General features: G+C 39.8%; 19 protein-coding genes and 1 riboswitch. Of the genes, 4 read left to right on the top strand and 15 right to left on the bottom strand.

Annotated elements, in window-relative coordinates:
* Positions 1-144: 144 nt before the first annotated feature.
* Positions 145-282, bottom strand: coding sequence for a hypothetical protein (locus AC3ANV_RS03050; protein WP_488312214.1), 138 nt, complete (start codon positions 280-282; stop codon positions 145-147).
* Between the two features lie 228 nt (positions 283-510).
* Here AC3ANV_RS03050 and AC3ANV_RS03045 point away from each other — a divergent pair, with 228 nt between their 5' ends.
* Both AC3ANV_RS03045 and AC3ANV_RS03040 read left to right on the top strand, forming a co-directional pair.
* The gene (locus AC3ANV_RS03045) at positions 511-756 is read left to right on the top strand and encodes a hypothetical protein (RefSeq protein WP_488312213.1); all 246 of its coding nucleotides are present in this window, start codon (positions 511-513) and stop codon (positions 754-756) included.
* A 903-nt stretch (positions 757-1659) separates the two neighbouring features.
* A riboswitch (cyclic di-GMP riboswitch) is annotated at positions 1660-1745 on the bottom strand.
* A 275-nt stretch (positions 1746-2020) separates the two neighbouring features.
* Positions 2021-2830: a M15 family metallopeptidase gene (locus AC3ANV_RS03040; RefSeq protein ID WP_488312212.1), complete on the top strand. Its 810-nt coding sequence runs from the start codon at positions 2021-2023 to the stop codon at positions 2828-2830.
* Positions 2831-2895: 65 nt separating this feature from the next.
* On the opposite strand, the gene AC3ANV_RS03035 is transcribed toward AC3ANV_RS03040, so the two are convergent.
* From AC3ANV_RS03035 to AC3ANV_RS03025, 3 genes are all read right to left on the bottom strand, one after another.
* Complete coding sequence (locus AC3ANV_RS03035; protein ID WP_488312211.1) at positions 2896-4077, bottom strand: toxic anion resistance protein; 1182 nt, start codon at positions 4075-4077, stop codon at positions 2896-2898.
* On the bottom strand, positions 4074-4730 hold the full coding sequence (locus AC3ANV_RS03030) for a 5-bromo-4-chloroindolyl phosphate hydrolysis family protein (RefSeq protein ID WP_488312210.1): 657 nt from the start codon (positions 4728-4730) through the stop codon (positions 4074-4076). The genes AC3ANV_RS03035 and AC3ANV_RS03030 overlap by 4 nt, the downstream gene beginning before the upstream one ends.
* 290 nt (positions 4731-5020) lie before the next feature.
* Entirely contained in the window at positions 5021-5362 is a 342-nt protein-coding gene (locus AC3ANV_RS03025) for an SGNH/GDSL hydrolase family protein (RefSeq protein ID WP_488312209.1), read from the bottom strand.
* 108 nt (positions 5363-5470) lie between these two features.
* Between AC3ANV_RS03025 and AC3ANV_RS03020 the strand changes: the two genes are divergently transcribed.
* On the top strand, positions 5471-6295 hold the full coding sequence (locus AC3ANV_RS03020; protein ID WP_488312208.1) for an N-acetylmuramoyl-L-alanine amidase family protein: 825 nt from the start codon (positions 5471-5473) through the stop codon (positions 6293-6295).
* Positions 6296-6383: 88 nt separating this feature from the next.
* Here the strand turns inward: AC3ANV_RS03020 and rbsK are convergent, their stop codons facing one another.
* The 9 genes from rbsK to AC3ANV_RS02975 all read right to left on the bottom strand — a co-directional run bounded on the left by rbsK (position 6384) and on the right by AC3ANV_RS02975 (position 18240).
* Complete coding sequence (gene rbsK / locus AC3ANV_RS03015; RefSeq protein WP_488312207.1) at positions 6384-7325, bottom strand: ribokinase; 942 nt, start codon at positions 7323-7325, stop codon at positions 6384-6386.
* A 259-nt stretch (positions 7326-7584) separates the two neighbouring features.
* Positions 7585-9072: a S8 family peptidase gene (locus tag AC3ANV_RS03010; RefSeq protein ID WP_488312206.1), complete on the bottom strand. Its 1488-nt coding sequence runs from the start codon at positions 9070-9072 to the stop codon at positions 7585-7587.
* Between the two features lie 327 nt (positions 9073-9399).
* Positions 9400-10728, bottom strand: a complete 1329-nt coding sequence (locus AC3ANV_RS03005) for a sensor histidine kinase (RefSeq protein ID WP_488312205.1) — start codon at positions 10726-10728, stop codon at positions 9400-9402.
* On the bottom strand, positions 10721-11392 hold the full coding sequence (locus AC3ANV_RS03000; RefSeq protein WP_488312204.1) for a response regulator transcription factor: 672 nt from the start codon (positions 11390-11392) through the stop codon (positions 10721-10723). Before AC3ANV_RS03000 ends, AC3ANV_RS03005 begins: the two co-directional genes overlap by 8 nt.
* A gap of 70 nt (positions 11393-11462) precedes the next feature.
* Complete coding sequence (locus tag AC3ANV_RS02995) at positions 11463-12023, bottom strand: hypothetical protein (RefSeq protein ID WP_488312203.1); 561 nt, start codon at positions 12021-12023, stop codon at positions 11463-11465.
* A gap of 195 nt (positions 12024-12218) precedes the next feature.
* Positions 12219-13184, bottom strand: a complete 966-nt coding sequence (locus AC3ANV_RS02990) for a ring-cleaving dioxygenase (protein ID WP_488312202.1) — start codon at positions 13182-13184, stop codon at positions 12219-12221.
* 188 nt (positions 13185-13372) lie between these two features.
* Positions 13373-13615: a hypothetical protein gene (locus AC3ANV_RS02985; protein WP_488312201.1), complete on the bottom strand. Its 243-nt coding sequence runs from the start codon at positions 13613-13615 to the stop codon at positions 13373-13375.
* Between the two features lie 31 nt (positions 13616-13646).
* A complete protein-coding gene (locus AC3ANV_RS02980; RefSeq protein ID WP_488312200.1) occupies positions 13647-13916 on the bottom strand; it encodes a hypothetical protein in 270 nt (89 codons plus the stop codon).
* A 70-nt stretch (positions 13917-13986) separates the two neighbouring features.
* Positions 13987-18240 carry a cation-translocating P-type ATPase gene (locus AC3ANV_RS02975; RefSeq protein ID WP_488312199.1) on the bottom strand — a complete coding sequence of 1418 codons (4254 nt, stop codon included), beginning with the start codon at positions 18238-18240 and terminating at the stop codon, positions 13987-13989.
* A gap of 166 nt (positions 18241-18406) precedes the next feature.
* Here AC3ANV_RS02975 and AC3ANV_RS02970 point away from each other — a divergent pair, with 166 nt between their 5' ends.
* Positions 18407-18961, top strand: a complete 555-nt coding sequence (locus tag AC3ANV_RS02970) for a hypothetical protein (protein ID WP_488312198.1) — start codon at positions 18407-18409, stop codon at positions 18959-18961.
* A 63-nt stretch (positions 18962-19024) separates the two neighbouring features.
* Here AC3ANV_RS02970 and AC3ANV_RS02965 read toward each other — a convergent pair whose 3' ends face one another.
* Together AC3ANV_RS02965 and AC3ANV_RS02960 are read right to left on the bottom strand one after the other, a co-directional pair.
* The gene (locus AC3ANV_RS02965; RefSeq protein ID WP_488312197.1) at positions 19025-19372 is read right to left on the bottom strand and encodes a glycine zipper domain-containing protein; all 348 of its coding nucleotides are present in this window, start codon (positions 19370-19372) and stop codon (positions 19025-19027) included.
* Positions 19373-19423: 51 nt separating this feature from the next.
* The gene (locus AC3ANV_RS02960; RefSeq protein ID WP_488312196.1) at positions 19424-21565 is read right to left on the bottom strand and encodes an RNA degradosome polyphosphate kinase; all 2142 of its coding nucleotides are present in this window, start codon (positions 21563-21565) and stop codon (positions 19424-19426) included.
* Positions 21566-21592 lie beyond the last annotated feature (27 nt).

Here is a 21592-nt window from a genome sequence, read left to right as displayed (position 1 = left end):
GTCTACCACGATCAACAAGTACCGATTTCCCAAAATATACAGTTGGATAACAAGCATAAATCACAACCATGACTAAACTGCCCAAGGAAAAAGGACCTGGAAACGTATCCAGGTCCTTTTTTTAAAATTGAAATCCTCTTAAAATTATTCATCTTGTTTTTCAATTGCATTTGTTTCACTATTTTCAACAATTTCCTTAAGCTCGCCCGTATCGCCTTTTGCATTAATAATCTCGAAAATTTGATTTAACCCTTCACTTGTTTTGTCCCTATTGTCCTTCATGCAGATTCACCTCCGGTTAGGAAAAACTTCATATATATAGATTGCGCGATTAGCAAAGGAAAAATAAGCTCTGACAAGTTAACTTTAACTAATTCCGTAGAATTTTGTCGATTCAATCCGAAACCCGTTAAGTTAATGTTAAGAATGTTTGTGTACACTACGAATATCGGTTGTCCCCCGTTAAAATAAAAATGGAGTTACCCAAAACTTCAAGAAGAGGTGAAGATCATGAAGAAAGATGAACAGGTACAAATTCAATTTTTGCTATCCTTAATAAAAAAGGATATACACCATTATGAAACTCAACAGGAGGCGGTCAAAAAATGGATCCAACAGTCCATCCTTTCATTAAAACAGCCTGACGCCTTTTTATTAGAAGAGCTCAAAGACGAATACAACCAAAAAGGATCACAACAAACCAACCTCCTTAGCGAACTCAAAAAAACCCTAACTTTATATGAAAATAAGGCATAAATGGTCGGAACAGCTTTACAGTGGTAAAATAGGGACTTTTGTCGAAAATATCCCTTTGCAGCCTTACACTTTTCTCCATTAATCCCAACTATTATTTGCTATGTTAAAAGAAAATTAATAGATTGGGGTGCACGAAAAATGTATTTTGAAATCCTGTTAGATGCCGTTTTGGGAGAAAGACAAATATTCCATATAATCGAATGCCCTGTCTGCGGATTTGAAGAAGTCTATTATGAAAATATTGAGACAAAAAAACTGATCGGTCGTGCCTGCTCAAACTGCAACTTCGTTCAAAAATTTGAATTCTAAGCCTTCTACATTAGAAAAGCGCAAGCGCCCTGGTTAGCGGCGTATGGCCTGGAGCGCTCCAACTGAGATAAAGGAAACACGAAGAGCCGGAGGCGATTCGATGTTGACTTATCGTAGGGCGGAGAGCGAAGGACACTAGCCGCTAGGGCGCTCCTCGGAAAAGCTAACGCTTTTCCTTCGTGCGAAGTATCGCTTCCGAGGCCTACTCTTATGGAGCTGGACAATTCTCAAAGTCAAAAATTTATACTTTTTTATACTTTAAAGTAAAAGCCTAGGGAGATCACTTATCCCTAGGCTTACAAGTATACAGGCCCTATAGCATTGTTCAGATGAACTGTTCCTCAATGCATTACTACTCGATTGCTTCCCTTTACTTCTTTACAACTTTGAATCAAGTTCAATAGCTTTGCTATTGTGATACAGAGCTTTGACTTTTAATTTTATTTTTAGCTCTTCACAAAGGCAATCCTGCCGGAGTAACTCATTATGGCGGTGCTGGAACAGATGCCAATAATATTTACCCCTAATAAACATACTTTTCAACACATGAAAACCTCCTCAATTGGTTTACATAAATCGTAGGAGTTATTCGTGTTCGGTAACTGGCAAGCATCGTCGTAAAAACATTAGCCCCTCTAGTTTTGCGTCACCATTTTTCAATGGCTTTGCCGTTTCGTACGATTTAAGTGTCTAATAAAAATATATGCATAAAAAAATTACTTTAAAAGGGTCTAAAGGCCTGCCTTTTCCTCTTTTTACCACCTCAGTCTTTTCTAATAAATCCTTTCGAAGAAGCTTCTACTAAAAACTTAAGTATCCCCCAAGGCAATCTACCAGTCTTGCAGAATTTTGTACGCCATTTGATGTATTCCATATTTTAAATATACGTATTAGACTTATATTTAATAGGGCCTGTGCAGTTTCAACCTAAATTTTTTTATAAAGGAAGTTTTGCATGGTGAGATTCTTTTCTACTATTATATGTACAATTATGTTGGCTTTCCCCCTTACAGGCTGCACGGACACTATCCAAAATGCAGAAAAAAGTCACCAGGGAAGGCCCGGTAACGTAAATCATTCAACAGATACAGCTGAAACTCCTTCTTCCGATAGCGATGAACAGGGATCCCAAAAGAATTTGAATTCCGGTGGACAGAACGATGACAGCTTCCAGGTTGTAGCCAAGCCTGAGAGTATTCCGGTTCTGGTGAACAAACAAAACAAGCTTCCGGATAGATATAACCCTCGCGATTTAATTTATACAAAAATACCTTTTGTTACTACCGCCAAATCCGAAAAGCGGAAAATGCGGAAGGAAGCTGCAGCTGCGATTGAAAAATTGTTCACAGCTGCCAAACAACAAGACGTGAATCTTTTAGGTGTGTCAGCCTACAGGTCTCACGCGACACAAACAACTTTGTTTAATTATTACGTTAAAAGAGATGGTTTTAAAAAGGCAAGAACCTACAGCGCCTTGCCCGGAACGAGTGAGCATGAAACAGGCCTTGCCATTGATGTGACCGGAGGAAATGGTAAGTGCCCTGCTCAGGATTGCTTTGGAGGTACAAAAGAGGCAAACTGGCTTCAAGCCCACGTAGCGAAATACGGATTTATCATCCGATACCCGAAAGGAAAAGATTCCATTACAGGCTATAAATATGAACCATGGCACCTTCGTTATGTTGGCAAGGCGATAGCCAAAGAAATCATGGACCGCGGAATTACCCTTGAAGAATACTACGAGGCCGCACCGGTAAATAAGTGATACTTTTTAAAAAGCGCCGGGAGTCCCCCGGCGCTTCATTTATGCGTTCGTTCAGTAATACCTCTTTATTGCCCTTTGATCTCCAATAGTTTCAATCTTAGTTCGTTTTCCATGGAAGCCAGTTCTTGCTCGGCCAGGCGGCGTTTGTTTCGTCCTTCCTCTTGGATGCGCATCGTTTCTTCGAGCGTAGCGATTAAGCTTTCCTGCGTTTTCTTTAAGGTTTCAATATCAACCAGGCCGCGTTCATTTTCTTTGGCAGTCTCAATGGTATTGGTCTTTAACATTTCTGCATTTTTCAAAAGCAACTCATTGGTCGTTTTTGAGACCTGCTTTTGTGCCTCAACCGCATGACGCTGTCTAATCAACGTCAGCGCAATCGCCACTTGATTTTTCCACAACGGAATCGCCGTCATAATGGAAGATTGGATTTTTTCCACCAGCGCTTGGTTTGTGTTTTGAATGAGACGAATCTGCGGGGCACTTTGAATTGTAATTTCCCGGCTTAATTTGAGGTCGTATAACCGTTTATCCAATCGATCCGCAAATTGAATCATATCCTTCACTTCTTGGAACTTCATCTGATCATCCGTTGCTTCAGCAGCTTTTTTCAGCTGTGGAATCGTTTTTTCATTCATCTCTTCCAGCTTTAGTTCACCTGCTGCAATATACACATTTAAAGCATGGAAATACTCTTTATTTGTCTCATAAAGCTGTTCTAACAAGTTGATATCGGACAAAAGGACATTTTTACTTCGATCCAGCTTTACACTGATTCGATCAATCTGCGCCCCTGTTTTTTGATATTTGGAGAGCACCTCTTGAAGAGAGCCTGAAATTTTTCCAAACATGCGCGCGAAAAAGGATGGTTTCCCATCCGTCAATTCATCCGGATTTACCTCGTTAAGTCTCTTCATTAAATCATTTATGATTTCCCCAACCTCTCCGATGTCCTTTTTCTGAACATGCTCAAGCATGGTATGGGAGAAGGATAAAAGTTTTCCCTGGGCCTGTGTTCCGTACATGATCATCGCCTGATGGTTTTTCGGGTCAATTTGTTCGGCAAGCTGATAGGCCTTTGCCCGGTTTTCCTCAGGAATCACATCAATTAGCTTCTTGGGCTTCTCCTCTTGAAACTGAGGTGCTGAGGATGGAGACGGAACCACTGTTTGGTCACCAAAAGGATCGGCGAGAATATCATCTAATAAATTTCCGGTCTTATTGAGCCCGATTGGGTTTTTTTCGGTCATTTTAGCCACCTATTTTCTTCAGGGAATTTAGTGTCCTTATGTTTTTTTAACGAATGTTTTGCCACATCAATTTCAAAATTCAAGTGATCAATATCATCGGAAATGATATGATACAAATCCTCTTCCAGGAGCTTGGCTAGTTCATTTATTGTTTGTCGGGTTTCAAGTAATGATTGGTCAATTTCCTTGTTTTTTTTAGGCTGTACGGATAAAAAGCTATATTTATCGGAAAGCTCGACAACTGAATCTAAATGAGAAAAATAAAATTCCTCCGCTTTAAAAAAACGCTTTGGTTCCTTTTTAGTCAGCTTGTATATTTTCTTAGAGATCCGAAGAACATCGATGCGCTGCTTTACAGACGAGAGGTCTCTTATTTGAAAAAGCCCCTTGTTCATACGATGGATTTTCCGCCTTGCTTCCGCTAAATTTTTCCTAATATATCGATATTCTCTTCGTGATAGCTGTTGTGTCTTTAAAAAGCTTGCAGTCATAAAAAAGCCGAGGACCAAATGAATCAGAAACCCGCCCGCTATAGCATAAACACTCGAGAAAAGGAAGGTTTGATGAAATCCAAAAAAGCTAAACAGCCACGTCAATACGGTAACAGGCACTGCTACAAACGACCGAATCAACAACGAAATGATAGGGTTCATGATTAATCGACTCCCAACTTAATAATCCTTTATATTTGATACGAGTCAAACAAAGGAATGTTTCATTATCTATTTGAAGTTTTCCTTCAATACTTCAACAATACACGAAAAAACTCCTGATTTCCATGGACCACATATGTAAACAAATCTAGGACTTGAGACGTATTTAAAAGTGCCGGTCACCGTTTGTTGACATTCCATTCAATTTGTCCACCTATAGAGGACAAACCCAAAGTGCCGCGTAACTACACAAAAAAGAGTGAACCTTTTATGGTCCATTCTTTTTCCATTTAGTCTCTGTGTTTTGCGATAATCTTTTCAGTAGGAACAAAAGTATCACCGTGTGCTTTTGCACTCACAAAAATAGTTTGATTGAAAACATCTAACAATGTTAATACAAGTGCTTGTTGAGCTTGTGGATAATAAGGGAATGGATTATAATAACCCATCACATAAACTTCCACACTTGGATTAAGGTAATTAATAGTTTTTAAGATAATATTTAAGTTCATGGCTACAGTACCAATTGCTGCTTGAACCTGTGTTGGATCTTTTAGTGTCGGATCTTTTTGAAGCAGGGTTAATAAATCAAAAATAAGTGCAAAAATTTTCCGATGAACCTCACTCAGCATGTCCTCCCACAGCGTACAAATCAAACAGTTTGTCCACGAACGGTGCCTGTCACTATTTGTGTTCACCATTTCACTTAAACTATCATATAAAATTATGAGGTGATAGAAATGGTAAAGATATTTATTGACCCAGGGCATGGCGGTGCAGATACGGGGGCCGTTGGAAACGGTTTATTCGAAAAGGATATTACGCTCTCGATCGCCACAAGAATTCGCGATATTTTGCAAAATGAGTACCAAAATGCATCAGTCAAAATGAGCCGAACTGGAGATCAAACGGTGTCGTTGAAGGAGAGGACTGATATGGCGAATACTTGGGGTGCTGATTTTTATCTGTCCGTTCATATTAACTCAGGCGGCGGTACTGGATACGAGGATTATATTTACATCAAAATATCTAATAATTCCCGTACTGCCGAAATTCAGCGCATCGTTCATTCAGAAGTTTTAAAGCTGAACGGGCTCTCCGACCGTGGAATAAAAAAGGCAGATTTCCATGTGGTCCGCGAGTCATTAATGCCCGCTATGCTCTCGGAAAACGGTTTTATTGATACAGCGTCTGATGCTGCAAAAATGAAAGACAGCAATTGGATAGAAAATGTGGCCCGCGGTCATGTCAACGGTCTGGCGAGGGCATTTTCTCTACAAAAAAACAATAATTCAACTCCTGTTGCTTCCTCTGCTCCCAAAACAGGAGGACCAAAAAGGACATTATACCTGCCAGCTGATGCCGATACATGGAGAATCTATCCTCTGAATGTTGAACCAGTTAAAGCAAATGCACTGTCAGACCGTCTACACCCTAACAAATTTGGCGGTCTACATTACGAAATACTGGGAGAGCCGCAACCAAACGTCTATATTATTCAAACAGACCAATTTGGCAAAGTCCAAATTTACGGCGGTCCCGAAACGGGGGCTGTCGTAAAATAAAAATAAAGACTCCAAGCCTGGATTTTTATTGGCTTGGAGTTTTTTCGGATGTGCATTATGACCGGGACTTCCCCACCTTACCACCGCTTTACCGTTCAACTGTGCTGATGCCTTGCTCAGCTAAAAATTCTTTGATTTCATGCTCATGTGGCATTGCCTGTGCAGTGCCTATCTTTGTGACGGATAACGCTGCGACAGCTTGACCAAAGATCATTGCTTCCCGCACGGACAACCCCTTGCTGAGACCAAAAGCGAATCCGCCATTGAAGGCGTCACCTGCGCCGGTTGAATCGACAGCTTCCACCTTAAATCCAGTGACGAGTTCTCCTTCTTCACCACCAGTGTAAAGAAATGCTCCTTTGCCGCCCATTGTGATAATAACCGTTCCAACACCCATTTCAAAAATCTTTCGTGCTGCTACAAGCGCTGTTTCTTCATCGGTTACTTCAACGCCGCTCAATTCAAATGCTTCGGTTTCATTTGGAGTAATAAAGTTGACATTTGCAAGAATTTCCCTTGGAAACTCCTGAAATGGTGCCGGATTTAAAATAACCGGAACGCCATTATCACTAGCTAAGTTTATTGAGGTGACAACAGCTTCAATACTAGTTTCCAATTGCAAAAGTACGATGTCTGCTTCTTTAATTTCCTCTTCTGCTTCTAATACGTCTGCTTTCGTGATTGTTCCGCAAGCCCCTAAAGAGACAACAATACTATTTTCGCTATTATCATCCACGGAAATCAACGCCGCACCTGTAGCCTGATCAGAATCAATTTTAATAAACTGAGTATTCACGTTTTCGACAGTAAAATGCTTAAAAGCTTCCTTTCCAAAAATATCATCACCCACCTTGGTGACAAACGTAACTTTTGAACCACATCGTGCCGCTGCAGTTGCCTGATTGCCCCCTTTTCCTCCGGACCCCATCTTAAACGGACCACCAAGGACGGTTTCTCCCGGTTTTGGCAGGTGCGGAGTGCGGCTCATTAAATCAACAACATAGCTTCCTACTACCACAATTTTTGACATAATTCCCCTTCCCTTTCTTTCTCTTATATATTAGTTGGTTATTATTATGAAAGTATTTTTTATTAGATCAAGGGTGACTCTCCCATCACACTGTCCACTTGAAACAGACAAAAATGGCAATTTGTCCACGAACGGTGCCTGTCACCATTTAATCTATAAATCCATCTTAACAAAAAAAAGACAGATAGTCGCAAAACCACCTGTCTTTCCATGTGAACATTTGATAGTTTTACCACGAACGGTGCCTGTCACCAAAATTCTATTTACCTGTCAAAGCAGTATAGGCGTTGGCTTCCCCGTCTCCATACAGAGCATCGTGACCAGGTTTGCCATAATCAAGTGCTGTCTTTTCAATCAGTGCTTTTACTTGAGCAGGATTATAATTAGGATGTTCAGCTTTGATTACACCCGCGATACCGGCAACTTTTGGTGAAGCCATTGAAGTTCCGTGCAGGTAGGCATAGCCTGGATGTTCAGGATCGATAGTAGTGAAATATGGTGCCAAGTAGGTTGGCCAAGTAGACAACGTGCGATAGGTGAAATCGCGTTGGCTTAAATCACCTGACTTAGCATATACCGGACCATTATCTCCGCCAGGTGCAGCTACATCTATAAAACTATTTCCAAAGTTTGAGTAGAAAGCTAATTGATCCTTTGACCACTTATTTGAAGATGAAACCGTGATAACCCCGGGAACTCCGCCAGGTGTTTCAATGGTTACACCACTGAAAACAAGATTTGAATCACCATAGTTTGTATTCAAATAATCAGTAAGTGACTTTTTATCGGCATAATTGAGTGATTCGTTACCAGCTGCAGCTACCACTGTTACATTATGATTAACAGCATACTGAATCGCCCGTTTCCAAAGCAGAACATCAGCGATATCACTATAACGTGTACCGTTATAGGTATATTTCAAATTATCATATCCGCCAATCGACATGTTAATTACATCAACCTTATCATTAGCAGCCGCAATAATAGCAGCTACAATTGGTGTTGTTGGCGCACTGCCGCTACTGTCAAAAATACGGTAGGAACGAATGCCTAAGTTAGGACCGACACCCTTTATTTTTCCATTGCCGGCGATAGAACCGGCCACATGTGTTCCGTGACCTTCACGATCTAAAACATCGGTAGGGTTACCCGTTTCACCACTATCTTTTCCAGAGTATCCGCCAGCAGGGACGAGATTCCGGCCGCCCACAAAGTTTGCTTTAAGATCTGGATGGTTGGCATCAATTCCAGTGTCGATAACCCCTACAATTGCTTTATGAGTAACCGTGCCGCTACCGGTTTTTGTACCTCCTGATTCAATTGCGAACGACTTCCCATTGTTGGTCAAATGCTGTATATCCCATTGTGAGCTCCAATATGTACCATCAGCATCAGGGTGAAGCGTCACAGGTTGACCATCTGAACCTGCCGGTTGTTCGTCATCCAACTTGTAAGCCCTTTCAACGTTTGCCGCGGAAATAGTTGAATCTGACTTTAACTGGTCAAGAAAAGCAGGGTTCGATGAACGAACTTCCAAGCCTCCAATCTCTGGAATTGCTCGCAATACTTCTCCTCCTGCTTTTTTAATGGCAGATTGATAGTCTACTGGCAGCGACTTATTATAAGCAATTAAATAATTATTGCTTCCACTCTGTGTGGTTGCAGATGTGTGCAAGTTAAAAGATGTTAGAGATATTGCTAGAATACTGCTGGCTACGATAGCCATTCCCTTTTTCTTCTTTTTCACAATCCAGACCTCCTAAAATTATTATCTTAACATTCATAATTTTATATTAAGTCACTTTACTTTTGATAGAATTTCTTCTCGATAAAGACCGACACAGTTCTTAAAATATTGACAATATTTGTCAGTATAGATAATAGCGATACTACTTTTCGTAATTGTTTTCCGTGATTAAAAAGGTTTCCGCTATTGACCTATTAATAGAAAAGAAATAGCAAAGACTAGCCTTAATACAACACTTTCAATCTTCACCGTATCAAAGCTAATCTCTCCCGCCATATGTCCTTACTGAACGGACACATTTGCACCATTGTCCACGAACGGTGCCTGTCACCCAATGCAGATTTGAAACACGGCACCTTTCGGCTGTCCATTGAAGGCAATTATCGTTCCGTTGTGACCTTCGATGATGGCTTTGGTGATGGCTAAGCCTATTCCCGAGCCTCCGGCATTTCCGCTATAGAATCGTTGAAACACTTTTGTTTCTTCTCCCGATGCAAATCCTGCTCCATCGTCCTTGATCTCGATGATGATTTTCTTCCCGCCTGTCACAAAGCTTTTCACTACAATCTTCGATTCAGCGTATCGTATGGCGTTCCCTACTAAATTAATAAACGCTCTCTTCATCTTCTCGCAATCCATGAGAACTTTGCCCGTAACATGATTATCAACAAAAATTTCGATTCCCTTTTGTTCGGCAATCGCTTCTACACTCTCTACCGCTTCCCGAATAACCCTGTCCAGTGACTCTTCTGCCAAGTTAAACGACTCCTCAATACTTTCCAGCTTTGCCAAATACGTAACACTCTCAACGATTTTTTTCAGGCGCTGGCTTTCAGCGATGATTACATTTAAGCTATGTTTCGCATCTTCACCCGTAACCACGCCATCGAGGATTCCCTCTGCATTTCCTTGAATTGCCATTAACGGTGTTTTTAATTCATGCGAGGCATTTTGAAAAAACACTTTTTGATCCTCATCATATCGTTTCATTTTCCGGGATAAGGCATTGAAACTATCAGCCAATTCGCCAATTTCATCCTTCGTTTGAATGGAAATTTCCTTGTTCGTGCCCCGTACCGTATAATTTTTCATATAGGCCGATAACAACCGGATCGGTTTCGTTAAGCTTTTTTCAAAAAACACTCCTAAAAAAAGCGCAATAATAGCCGAAATAATTAAACTTATCAGCTGCGAATTTCGCATCAGCTTATTAATTTCTTTTATATCCTCAATTCTTGCGATCAGTGTGACATACCCTTTCGTCCTGCCATTTTTCGCAGAAATCTCCACTGTCTTCGTAACAAACTTGCGCCCGGGCCCTTTACTTTGTTGCTCTAATTGTGCCAACGTAACTTCCTTCAGGTCCGAATAGATAATATCCTGATTTCCTGTCCAGACAATCATTTTAGAAGACGTCAAGCGCTCAGAAATGGCCAGCAATTTTCGATTCACAAGCTTATCCTGAATCGACACCCTTGAGAGGGAACCCTTACTGAGTAATTGGCTAATTACCTTTGCTTCCTTTTGAAGCTGTTGCTCGGTCCCATTAATTAAATATCGTTGCGAGATAAAGTGGAACGAAAGGCTGGTGATAAAAAAAATGCTGATAATCAAAAGGAAATACGTCAACAATAGTTTTGAGCCGATTTTAGTCATCAATACGGTACCCATATCCCCAAATGGTCGACAATTCCACCGATGAATGCTCAAGCTTTTTTCGAACCCGTTTGACCAAATCATCGATGAGCCTGCCGTCTCCCGCAAATTCGTAGCCCCAGATAAATTCAAGCAATTCTTCCCTCGTAAAAGGCTTTCCTTTATTTTTCGCCAGAAATAAAAACAAATCGTACTCCTTTGTCGTCAACTTAATTTCCTGTCCATCCTTTTCTATGTACCTTTTATCCGTATCAATCGTCACATCGCGGATGGTGACAATTTGCTGCGCACCGCCGGAAGATTTTTCAATCCGTCTAAAAATATTTTTTATCCGAACCATCAGCTCTCTTGGACTGAACGGTTTGGTTAAATAGTCGTCACCGCCAAGCTCCAGCCCCAATATCCGATCGAACTCGCCGTCCCGTGCCGATACAAAAATAATCGGAATATCACTGGTTTTGCGGATTTCTTTACAAAGCTCCAACCCATCAATATGGGGCATCATGATGTCTATAATCAACAAATCAGGTTTTAACCGCAGCATTTCCTGATAAACATGCTGTCCATCAGAAAAAAGCGTCACCTTATAGCCTTCATTTTCAATGTATTTTTGCAAAATATCGCGAATATTTTTCTCATCGTCCACCACAAAAACATGCTTCAACTCTCTCACCTCGCATCCATTATATATAAAAAAGAGATAGCTTTAAAACACTATCCCTTTGGTAAAATTATTAAAGATTTGAGCCGTCCTTGTTATTAAAAATATCGATCAATTTAGTTAATTCATCGAGCTTCGATTTCAATTTTTCATTAATTTGTTGATCAGTTGAAATAAGTTTGTTAAATTGGTCGCTTCCCTGGCCATTATTGTTTTTCAGCGCATCCTTAAGCGCCTTTCTTTCATCATTACCATCCTTTAAAAGGGTTTGCATCTCACCATTTAGTGATTTTAATTGTTTCTTAACGTCCTTGGCTTGCTTAAACTCATCTTTATTTCCACTATTCTTAGCCGCAACCAATAAATCAAGGAGCTGATCCTTTTTTTCAATTAATTGTTTTCTTAAGTCTAATCGTTCTTCCCGCAGCTTATTTACCTGATGGATTTGACTGGTATACTGGCTGAGAACCTGCAATCTTTTTCCACCGAGAGGACGGGTCGCAGCCTTGCCCGCATTTGTTACCGTATTTGCAGCAGTTGCCGGTTGATTTTGATCAGCGTAAACGCTATTGATTCCGTAAAAGCCACCTGCAAGCACAATAGCTCCGAGACCAACAATAATTCCTTTTTTCACGATCATCTCTCCTCACATTTGTCTTTCAATTTCATTCTCAGTATAGACAAAGGATTCGGAATAACCTTGGAAGAAATGTGTGAAAAGTGTGTGAAAACCGGACAAGTTGGGTTGAAAATCGGAATCGTACCTAGCATTTCGTGTCTATTCCACGCGTATAAACCCTCCAATGTGTCCACGAATGGTGCCTGTCACCTAAAATTCCAACGGCCTTAACTTTGCCTCTATTTCCTCACGGCGCGGCTCTAAAAATGGCGGTAGAGCTAGGCGTTCACCCAATGATTCAATTGGCTCATCGACATCGAATCCCGGAGTATCGGTTGATAATTCAAATAGAATGTGGTTCGGCTCTCTAAAATACAAAGCCTTGAAATAGTAGCGTTCCACTTCTCCTGAATTCATCAAACCAAACGATGAAATTCGCTTGACCCAATTTTCAAATTCCTCTTCATTCGGAACGCGGAAGGCTACATGATGCACACTGCCCCTGCCCGGACGTTCTCTTGGTAAATCAGTTCGGGTTTCAATGTGCACCTCAGCGCCCGTACCGCCTTCGCCTGTTGCATACACTTGAATATCCGGAAAATCGCCTGCAATTGACGGATAGGATCCAACATGTCTGAAACCCATTACTTCCGTTAAGACTCCTACCGTTGGTTCCGCAATGGCAAGTGTTAAGGTAACAGGACCTAAGCCAAGAATCGCATGTTCCCGCGGTACCTCGCTTCCTTCCCAAGGCTCTCCTGCCCGAACACCCGCTTCACCATTATCGGCCACCAATATTAACCGTGTGCCATCATAATCTTGAAACGCCAGCGTATCCCGATCGGCTCTTTTGATAATCGAATCATGGATAATGCCAAATTGATTAAAACGCTCTTCCCAGTAGCGAAGCGAATTGGTATCCTTCACCCTAAGCGAAGTCGAAGAAATACTCGACACTCCCGGATACGTATGCCCAAGCCCGGGTATATCAAAAAAGGTAATTTCTGTCCCCGGGCTGCCATTCGCATCACCATAAAATAAATGATAAGACTCTGTATTATCTTGGTTTACTGTCTTCTTGACCAATCTCATCCCTAACACTTTCGTATAGAACTGAAAGTTTCTTTCCGCCTTACCCGTTAAAATCGACACATGGTGCAAACCTAGCAATTTCATGTTAAAACCTCCCGTCAAAAAAATTATCTCGAATTCGAGATAATAATATCAAACACGTTCATAACTGTCAACTTCTCATTTTTAGAAAAGAACCAGCATCAATCCCCGCTGCCTTCTCTTAATAAAATAACCTCGGTTTAATTCCGAGGTTATTGTTAAAAATATCAATTTTATATTATCGGATACAGTTATTGAAATTTTTTAAGCCTTTCAAATGAGACAAGATTTAACAAATTGATTTTATTCTCTTTACCAATGGTTTTTATCTTTCCAAAAAAAGTTCCAAGAAATTCTTCCCAAACATATCCTAAATTGTTTTTGGAATCTTGATTTTCCTTCAGCGATTGAATGGTCAAACGGATGGCTTGCTCTAAATGGGAAAGTGCCTGTTTTAATTGAACAATCACCTCATTGTCTTTTTGCTGTTCCATGCTACGCCTCCTCTTTTAGCCAATCGAATTTTTATTGGAAAATTCGATTTTGATGCTCCGTTTCAACACCTTCACTCTCAATAAAAATATCTTTATCAAGACTTTTTCTAAGCCTTTCAAACTTTACCTCTGCCGCTAAATCTTCAATTCCTTCTTTGGTAACGACAACGAAATATTTCATTTGCCTTGTTAAATCACGAGCTATAGGGCGAAGCGTTTCCTTAATGACAGGGAATAACGCTGTTGATACTATTGCAATTGCTGATCCTACCACAACACGCTGTAGATTTCTTGCAAACACAGTTAGACCTCCTTAAGTGAAAGTAACAATAGTTAATTTCTCGTCATATCTTTCTTTTTTTATACCCAAATTATGCAATTGATAGCTCAACATTTGGATTTACAAGCGAATGCCGTGATATCCATAATTGTGATACCGGTTTTGACAGTCTAGCTGCTGCCATGGAAACTAATAGAATAGGCCCCCAATTCCATATAGGCAGAGCAACGGTTTTAAAAATTCCAGCTAGTGGAGGAATATAAATAACTCCTAACAACGACAACCAGGAAATCCCTAAGGCTCCAACCAAGAATCGATCCCGTTTCAGGTCATTAATAGATTCCCCTGATCCGGCTTGTCTCCATGAAAAGGTTTGAATGAGTTGTCCTGCCACTAACGTCGCGAAGGCCGCGGTTTGTGCAGCAGCTAATGTCATTCCAACTCTCAGGCTCCAAACAAATAACCCTAATGATCCAGCCCCTAAGATAGCACCGCGTGTAATGACTTGTTTGTAAAGATTACTATCGACGATTTCCTGCCGTTTTGTTTCTTTGTTTTTCTTTCCGGGATTTACCGCCAGGATCATCGCAGGCAGAGCATCTGTCAGCATATTCATTAGTAATATCTGAACCGGTACGATTGGCAGCGGCATTCCAGCCATCACCGCAACGGAAGATACCAGTATTTCAGCGAGATTCCCACTTAACAGACAGCCGATAGCTTTTCGAATATTACCTATAATCGTTCGTCCTTCTTTGACTCCGTCCACAATGGATCCAAAATGATCTTCCTTCAAAACCATATCAGCCGTTTCTTTTGTTACCTGAGTTCCGGTTTGGCCCATTGCTATTCCTACGTCTGCCTTTTTAATAGCGGGTGAATCATTAACACCATCGCCTGTCATTGCGACGATATGTCCTTTTTCCTGAAGAGTCGTAACGATGCGGAGCTTATGTTCCGGAGTTACTCGGGCATAAATGGCAATGTCATCAATAATGGCTTTCAATGCTTCATCTGAAAGATGATCAAGTTCCTGTCCTGTTACCACTTTCTTTTTATCATCAAAAATGCCAATTTGCTTCGCGATCGAAAGCGCCGTTAAGGGATGATCGCCAGTAATCATTACTGGTTTAATACCTAGCTCGACGGCTTCTCGAATGCTTTTTTCCACTTCCGGTTTTGGCGGATCGATCATCCCGACCATTCCGACAAAAATAAGATTCCGATCGGCATCTTCCATCTTTCCGTTAAAATTCTCCAGCTCTCGGTAGGCAAATCCTAATACCCTTAATGCCTGACTTGCCAATATATCGTTTTTATTAATGATTTGGCTGCGAATCTTGTCTGTTAATGCATAAACCTTACCGTTTGTTTGATAATGGGTGCAATGGAACAAAAGCTTTTCAACCGAACCCTTTGATAACAGCAGACATTGGTCTGCATGTGCGCCTTCATGACAAACAACACTCATCTTACCGCTCGTAGAATCAAACGGGATTTCTCCAGCCCGTTTCCAATGGCTATGATTTTCTTTAAACAGTCCTCTTTTCGCGGCAAGAGAAAGAAGTGCTCCTTCGGTCGGATCGCCTTTTACATTCCAGCGCCCATCCTCTTGATACAGCTGGGAATCATTGCAGTGTAAGGCAATGTTTAAAAGTTGATCTACCTCATTCGGAATTGTTTTTCCTTTGTTAAGTCCAATAATGGAACCTTTAGGATGATAACCGTCACCCGTTACTTCAAATTCTTGATCTATTGTAATGATCCGTTTTACGGTCATTTCATTCTTTGTTAACGTGCCTGTTTTATCTGAACAAATAACAGTGGTTCTTCCCAACGTTTCTAAAGCAGAGAGCTTACGAACCAGCGCCTTTCTGTTCGCCATCCGAAAAATTCCTGCAGTAAGCGCAAATGTAATGGTTATCGGCAGCCCTTCCGGAATCGCAGAAGCTGTTAAGGCAACAGACGTTGTCACCATTTCTGTAATTGGAATACCTCGAATTAACCCTGTAATAAAGACAATAATTCCAACAACTAAAGCACCCTTCATAAATTTTTTGCTTATCGTGGTCACTTGCTTTTGAAGTGGAGTTGTATGATCTTCATCTTCTGATAATAGAGCTAGCAAATGCCCCATTTCTGTATTTTTGCCTGTTTGAACCACAATGGCGATACATTTCCCTCGAGTAATGTGCGTGCCCATATAAAGCATATTGTTCCGATCTGATATTGGCGTGGACTCGGTTAAAACTGCATCTTTCTTTTCGACAGGAAGAGATTCTCCTGTTAATGCCGATTCATTTGCTTCTAAGTTCCAAGCTTGGAGAATGCGAAGATCCGCCGGAATCCGGTCCCCGGCCTCTAACTCAACAATATCCCCGGGAACTAAATCATAAGCTTCAATTTCTTTTAGGGTGCCATCACGAACGACACGGCAGTTTGGAGGCACAAATTGACTCATTGTCTCCACGGCCCGATCAGCTTTTCTCTCCTGGAACGTTCCAATTCCTGCATTAATAAGAAGAATGGTGCCCATGATAATTCCATCAAATAAATGCCCGGTAAACGCACTAAGAAGGGCAGTGGCTCCTAATACCTGTGTTGTGAATTCTTTAAACTGGCCAAGATAGGTTTTTATCCAATGGGAACGTGCTTTTGAAACCAACTGGTTCTTCCCGTATAAAGGAAGAGCCTGTTTTACTTGTTCTGTACTTAGCCCTTTATGAGCATCTATTTTATAGGATCGCAGAATTTCTTCTGTGCTTTTTGTATGCCATGGAAATTTACTAATACCTTCATTAGTTCCGCTCTCCTGCTTCTGGTACGGCGGAGCAAACCTTCGTTCTGTCCAATTTTTTGCATTTGAGATAAATGTCAGAGAAATGGCATCCCCAATTAGATTTACTAGAGGTGCACTAATTAACATTGGCAGAGCGAGTAAAGACCCGGCCATATTCCATATTCTCGTTATCCATATATTGCGTTTTATAATTTTTCTTAAATCCTTACTGCTTTTAATGGTATTTGCGATACAACTCAATTGTCCAGATGTGCAGTAAGGATAAAAAGAAATAACCTTGTTATTTTCATTAACCTGATCTTTAACAACAACGAGTACCTCTTCGCGCGAACTAATATTTAAATCTTGATGTGAAGTCAGTTGAACATCATAATCCATTAAATTTTTTTCAAGTTTATTAAGGTTACCCTTTAATTCATTGTTAACAACCGCGACTTTCCCGCCTGGTAAATGAGTTAATAATGGTATACATTCTTTACGGATGGTTCCATTGGCAGTTAGCAGCGACGCGTCTTCAAACACAACACATTTCGTTTGTGCCAATTGTGAAATTGAACCGTTTATCGGGATTGCTTGGTTGCTTTCCCTTGCCACATGTTCAGCTTGTTTCCATGCATATTCCGTAGAAACAATTAATGGACGAGGATTAGCAGCAAGCAAAACTCCTAGTGATACTAGTGGATTTCGAGTAACAGCTAACGCAGCAGCAGCTCCCAAAATACCAAGCTTGCTAGCATTTCGGCTATAAGCTTCAATATCTTCAGATACAAATTCTTGATCCATTAATCCATTTTTAACAGACTTCTCTCTTTTCCAATTCAAGTATTGGATCAAGCTTAAACCTGCCAATACAATTAGGTTTTCCCTTATAAGGGCAAGAGTAAGAGCGCTGGCTGACAACAGTAAATCGATATTCACCCTTCGTCCTCGCCGAAATTTCTGAAGACGCCTTTTGATAAAAGAGTATCCTGTGCTGACAGACAAGGCGGCAGCTAGGTAAAAAGGCAGCGGATGTCTGGCAAGTATTGACCTTCCGAAAAATAATTGTTTAATACCTAAAATTCCTAATCCAGTCACCGAGAGGGCTAAGGGTAATGGAACATTTTCGTCTGCAGGTGCCCGTGCCAATTGATTCTTGGGCAAATATCTTAAAATAGAACTTACAATTTTTTGTGCAGACCCTTGGTTCTGAGCACTTTCAGTAGAAAAATCATAAGTGGCGGCAACTTGATTGAAAGTCTCCGCTTCTGTACCATCTGCATCTTCCTCAACTCCATCGTCATTACAGTAGAATTGTTTAAACAGCTTTTCTTCAAATTTCGAAATGTGGAAACATAATTCCTTAAGAGAAATAACATTTTCATCAAATTGTAAAAGGATTTTTCCCGAAATGAGGTTTGTTTCAATATGAAGAATTCCTTTTTTTGAAGAAAAAACGTGCTCAAAGCTTTCTGCTACATCAGGATTATTTTTTAATCCATAAAGCTCCGTCCTCAATCTACCCGATATAACATGATAGGACCGTTTTTTTATATCTAGTTCCACTGCATGAGACCTCCTGCGATTAAACACTTCACCATCTCTTTGAATACACTTTATTTTTATCGATTTAAGGCAAACTATTCGTCTTTTAATAAAAATTAAAGCCTTAAGGATAATTTTTGTGGATTTTGGAAATGATTTAATAAGTAAAAATGAGGAGGATCATAGAATGTTTAAGCGCTTATTTTCATTAAGCAATCCACTAGGCATTGCCTTTACTGCAGCAACACTTATATTAACGTTGTCTCCGGAAGCAAGGAAAGGCACGAGAAAAATGCTCGTCAAAGGGGCTGCAGCACTTCTCTCGGTCGGTGATCAGGTGAAGGTTTTATCGATTGGGGCAAGAAAAGAAATTGGTCATATCGTTGAGGACGCCAAGGTTGAAAAAGAACAAATGGTTCTGCCGGATTTTTCAGAAATGATCAAAAACGTAGGTGATTCAACAAAAACAAAAATGAATCAAGTGTTTGACGATATGAAAATAAATGTAGAAAAAGCACCATCCGGCCTAACTCATAGCATGGAGATGGGTAAGGAATTTATGATGGATAACCTAAATGACGTTCAAAATCATGTGGTACATAATCCTGGCCCTGCCTCGAAAAAAATAAAGAAAAGTAATATCAACAGGAACAAAAATATGTCAATGAATAAAAATGTTCAAAATGTATTAAGTGATAAGGCGTATAATTCTTTGGTTGGAAAATCGCCATTTCAATCATAGTTTAATAAAAGTCTCCCAATGACACCAATAAAAGAGGAATCCCAGATTCCTCTTTTTTGTGAACTACGTAAGCTTTGGTCTTTCATCAACTGTTAAACGGTTATTTATCACAATCTGATTATTAAAAACAATATGACCAGCATGATGACCTGCATAATGTCCGATCCAATTCCCAACCATACTGCCAATTAAAGCCCCTAAAACGGTTCCAGGTCCAGGTAAAATCGATGAACCAAGGATTGCTCCGTATTCAATACCGGCCATGGTGCCAATACTCCCTGTAACATTTTTAGAAGTTTGAATCGCATAGTCCTTTTTATTCATATGGCCTGATGTCATGGCATGAGTATCTTTTAATTGCGCCATAGCTCCAGAAATTAAACCAGCCCATAGTGATGCTCCTTTAAACATACAGATAAACCTCCTCCCTTCTCATGTTAAATTCTCCAATAAAAATTCAATTCATGTATAGTGATTTATCAGCCTTTCGATCTCAGCATCTGCTTCCTGGTAAGCCAAATCAAAAAGAGCCAGTTGGCTGTAAATTTCTTCATCTTCCTGTCTTTTTTCCACATAGGAATAACATCCATTTTGATCTTGTTCACGTGCTTTTACATTGTCAATAAGGTAAATGGAAAAAATTCGTTTAATACGTTCCTTTAATTTTTTATCATAAATAGGAAAAGCGATTTCAACCCGCTTTTCAATATTTCTAGTCATTAAATCCGCTGAGGAAAGTAAGATTTTTTCTTCACCATTGTAATGAAAATAATAGATTCGGCTATGCTCTAAGAAACGTCCAATTATACTGCGTACTCGGATATTTTCACTAACTCCTTTAATCCCCGGCCTAAGACAACATATCCCTCGAACAATAAGGTCGATTTTAACTCCAGCCTGAGAAGCTTCGTAAAGCTTCATGATTAATTGTTTTTCAGTAAAGGAATTCATTTTCGCGATAATCCTGCCATTACCATATTGTTTATGAAACTCAATTTCTTTGTCAATAAACTGAATAAAATCCTCGCGAATTTCTAAGGGAGACATAACAAAATGGGTAAAGTGCGGCTTCTCCATAAATCCGCTTAAATAATTAAAAAAATTGGTTGCATCTAGACCAAATTCGCTATTTGAGGTAATTAATCCTAAATCAGTATAAACTTTTGCCGTTTCTTCATTATAATTGCCTGTCCCAAGGTGAACAAAACGTTGGATGTTTTCATCCTTTTTTCGAACAATAAGTGTAATTTTGCTATGTGTCTTTAAGAATGTCTTTCCGTAAATAACAAGGCAGCCTGATTCTTCAAGCTCTTTTGCCCATTGCACATTATGCTCCTCATCAAATCTTGCTTTTAACTCAACTAAGACAAGTACTTGTTTCCCGTTTTCAGCAGCCTTGATTAAATGTTCAATGATAGGAGAGTTTTCACTCACTCGATAGAGAGTTTGTTTTATCGCAAGTACATTAGGATCCTCTGCAGCACAACGAACAAAATCTATAACAGGTTCAAAAGATTCAAATGGATGATGTAAAAGTATATCCTTGTTTCCAGCAATATCAAAAATATTATACTTGTTCCCGCTTCTATTTTTGATTAGATCCGTTGCAGGTTGTGGGATTAATGTTTCAAAGATAAGATGCTCCTTTAAAGGAGCAATCTGTTTATAAAATTTGAATAAAAACGTGAGGTCGAGAGGACCGTTAAGAAAATAAGCATCTTCCTTGTGAATTTCCATCTCGGCTAATAAATAATTTAACATTTCCTGATCTAACAATTTATTTGAAAATTCTAACCGAACGGCTTCACCCCATTTTCTCATTTTTAACTCTTCTTCAATCTCTTTTAAAAAATCTGTTGCCCCTTCTTCGTGTATTTCTAAATCTGTATTCCTTGTGATCCGAAATTGCGTTACCGATTGAACCTGTAAACCTTTAAATAATTTGAAAACAAAGTGGCTAATAAGATCTTCAATAAAAACAAATCGTTTTCGATTACTTTCATCCTGATTTGGAACGTCTACAAATCGATCAAAACCTCTAGGCACTTGCACAATTGCCAGCTTTTTATGAATGGTTGAACAAGGATTTTTATCACATAATACCACTGCAAGATTCGTACTTTTGTTGGAGAGTAATGGAAATGGGCGATAGGCATCAATCCCCATAGGCGTTAATACAGGAAAAATAACTTGATCAAAATGTTGTTCCAGTTTATTTAATTCTTCTTCCGATAAATCACTAATAGAAAAAAAGGAAATATCTTCTTTTTCCAAATGGGAAATAAGCTGTTTAAATGTGTTATATTGCGTTTTTACTAGATCTTGAGTAATTTTTGAAATTTCACAAATTTGTTCCTTTGGAGTTAAACCAGCTTTATTTTCCGGTTTGTTAAACCCGCCTTTTATTTGGTCTTTTAAACCTGCCACGCGAACCATAAAAAACTCATCGAGATTTGAACTAAAAATAGCTAGAAATTTAAACCTTTCTAGTAAAGGATTTCGTTCGTCAATTGCTTCCTCCAACACCCGCTTATTAAATGCCAACCAGCTAAGCTCGCGGTTATTATAATAGTCCGGATTATTTAAATCAATAACCTCTTCCAATTCTATCTCAACACCTTTAACAACTGT

It is taken from the genome of Neobacillus sp. DFD-2R, assembly GCF_057747865.1.
The sequence above is the reverse complement of the archived record's forward strand: the minus strand, read 5'-3'. Positions and strand labels throughout refer to the sequence as shown.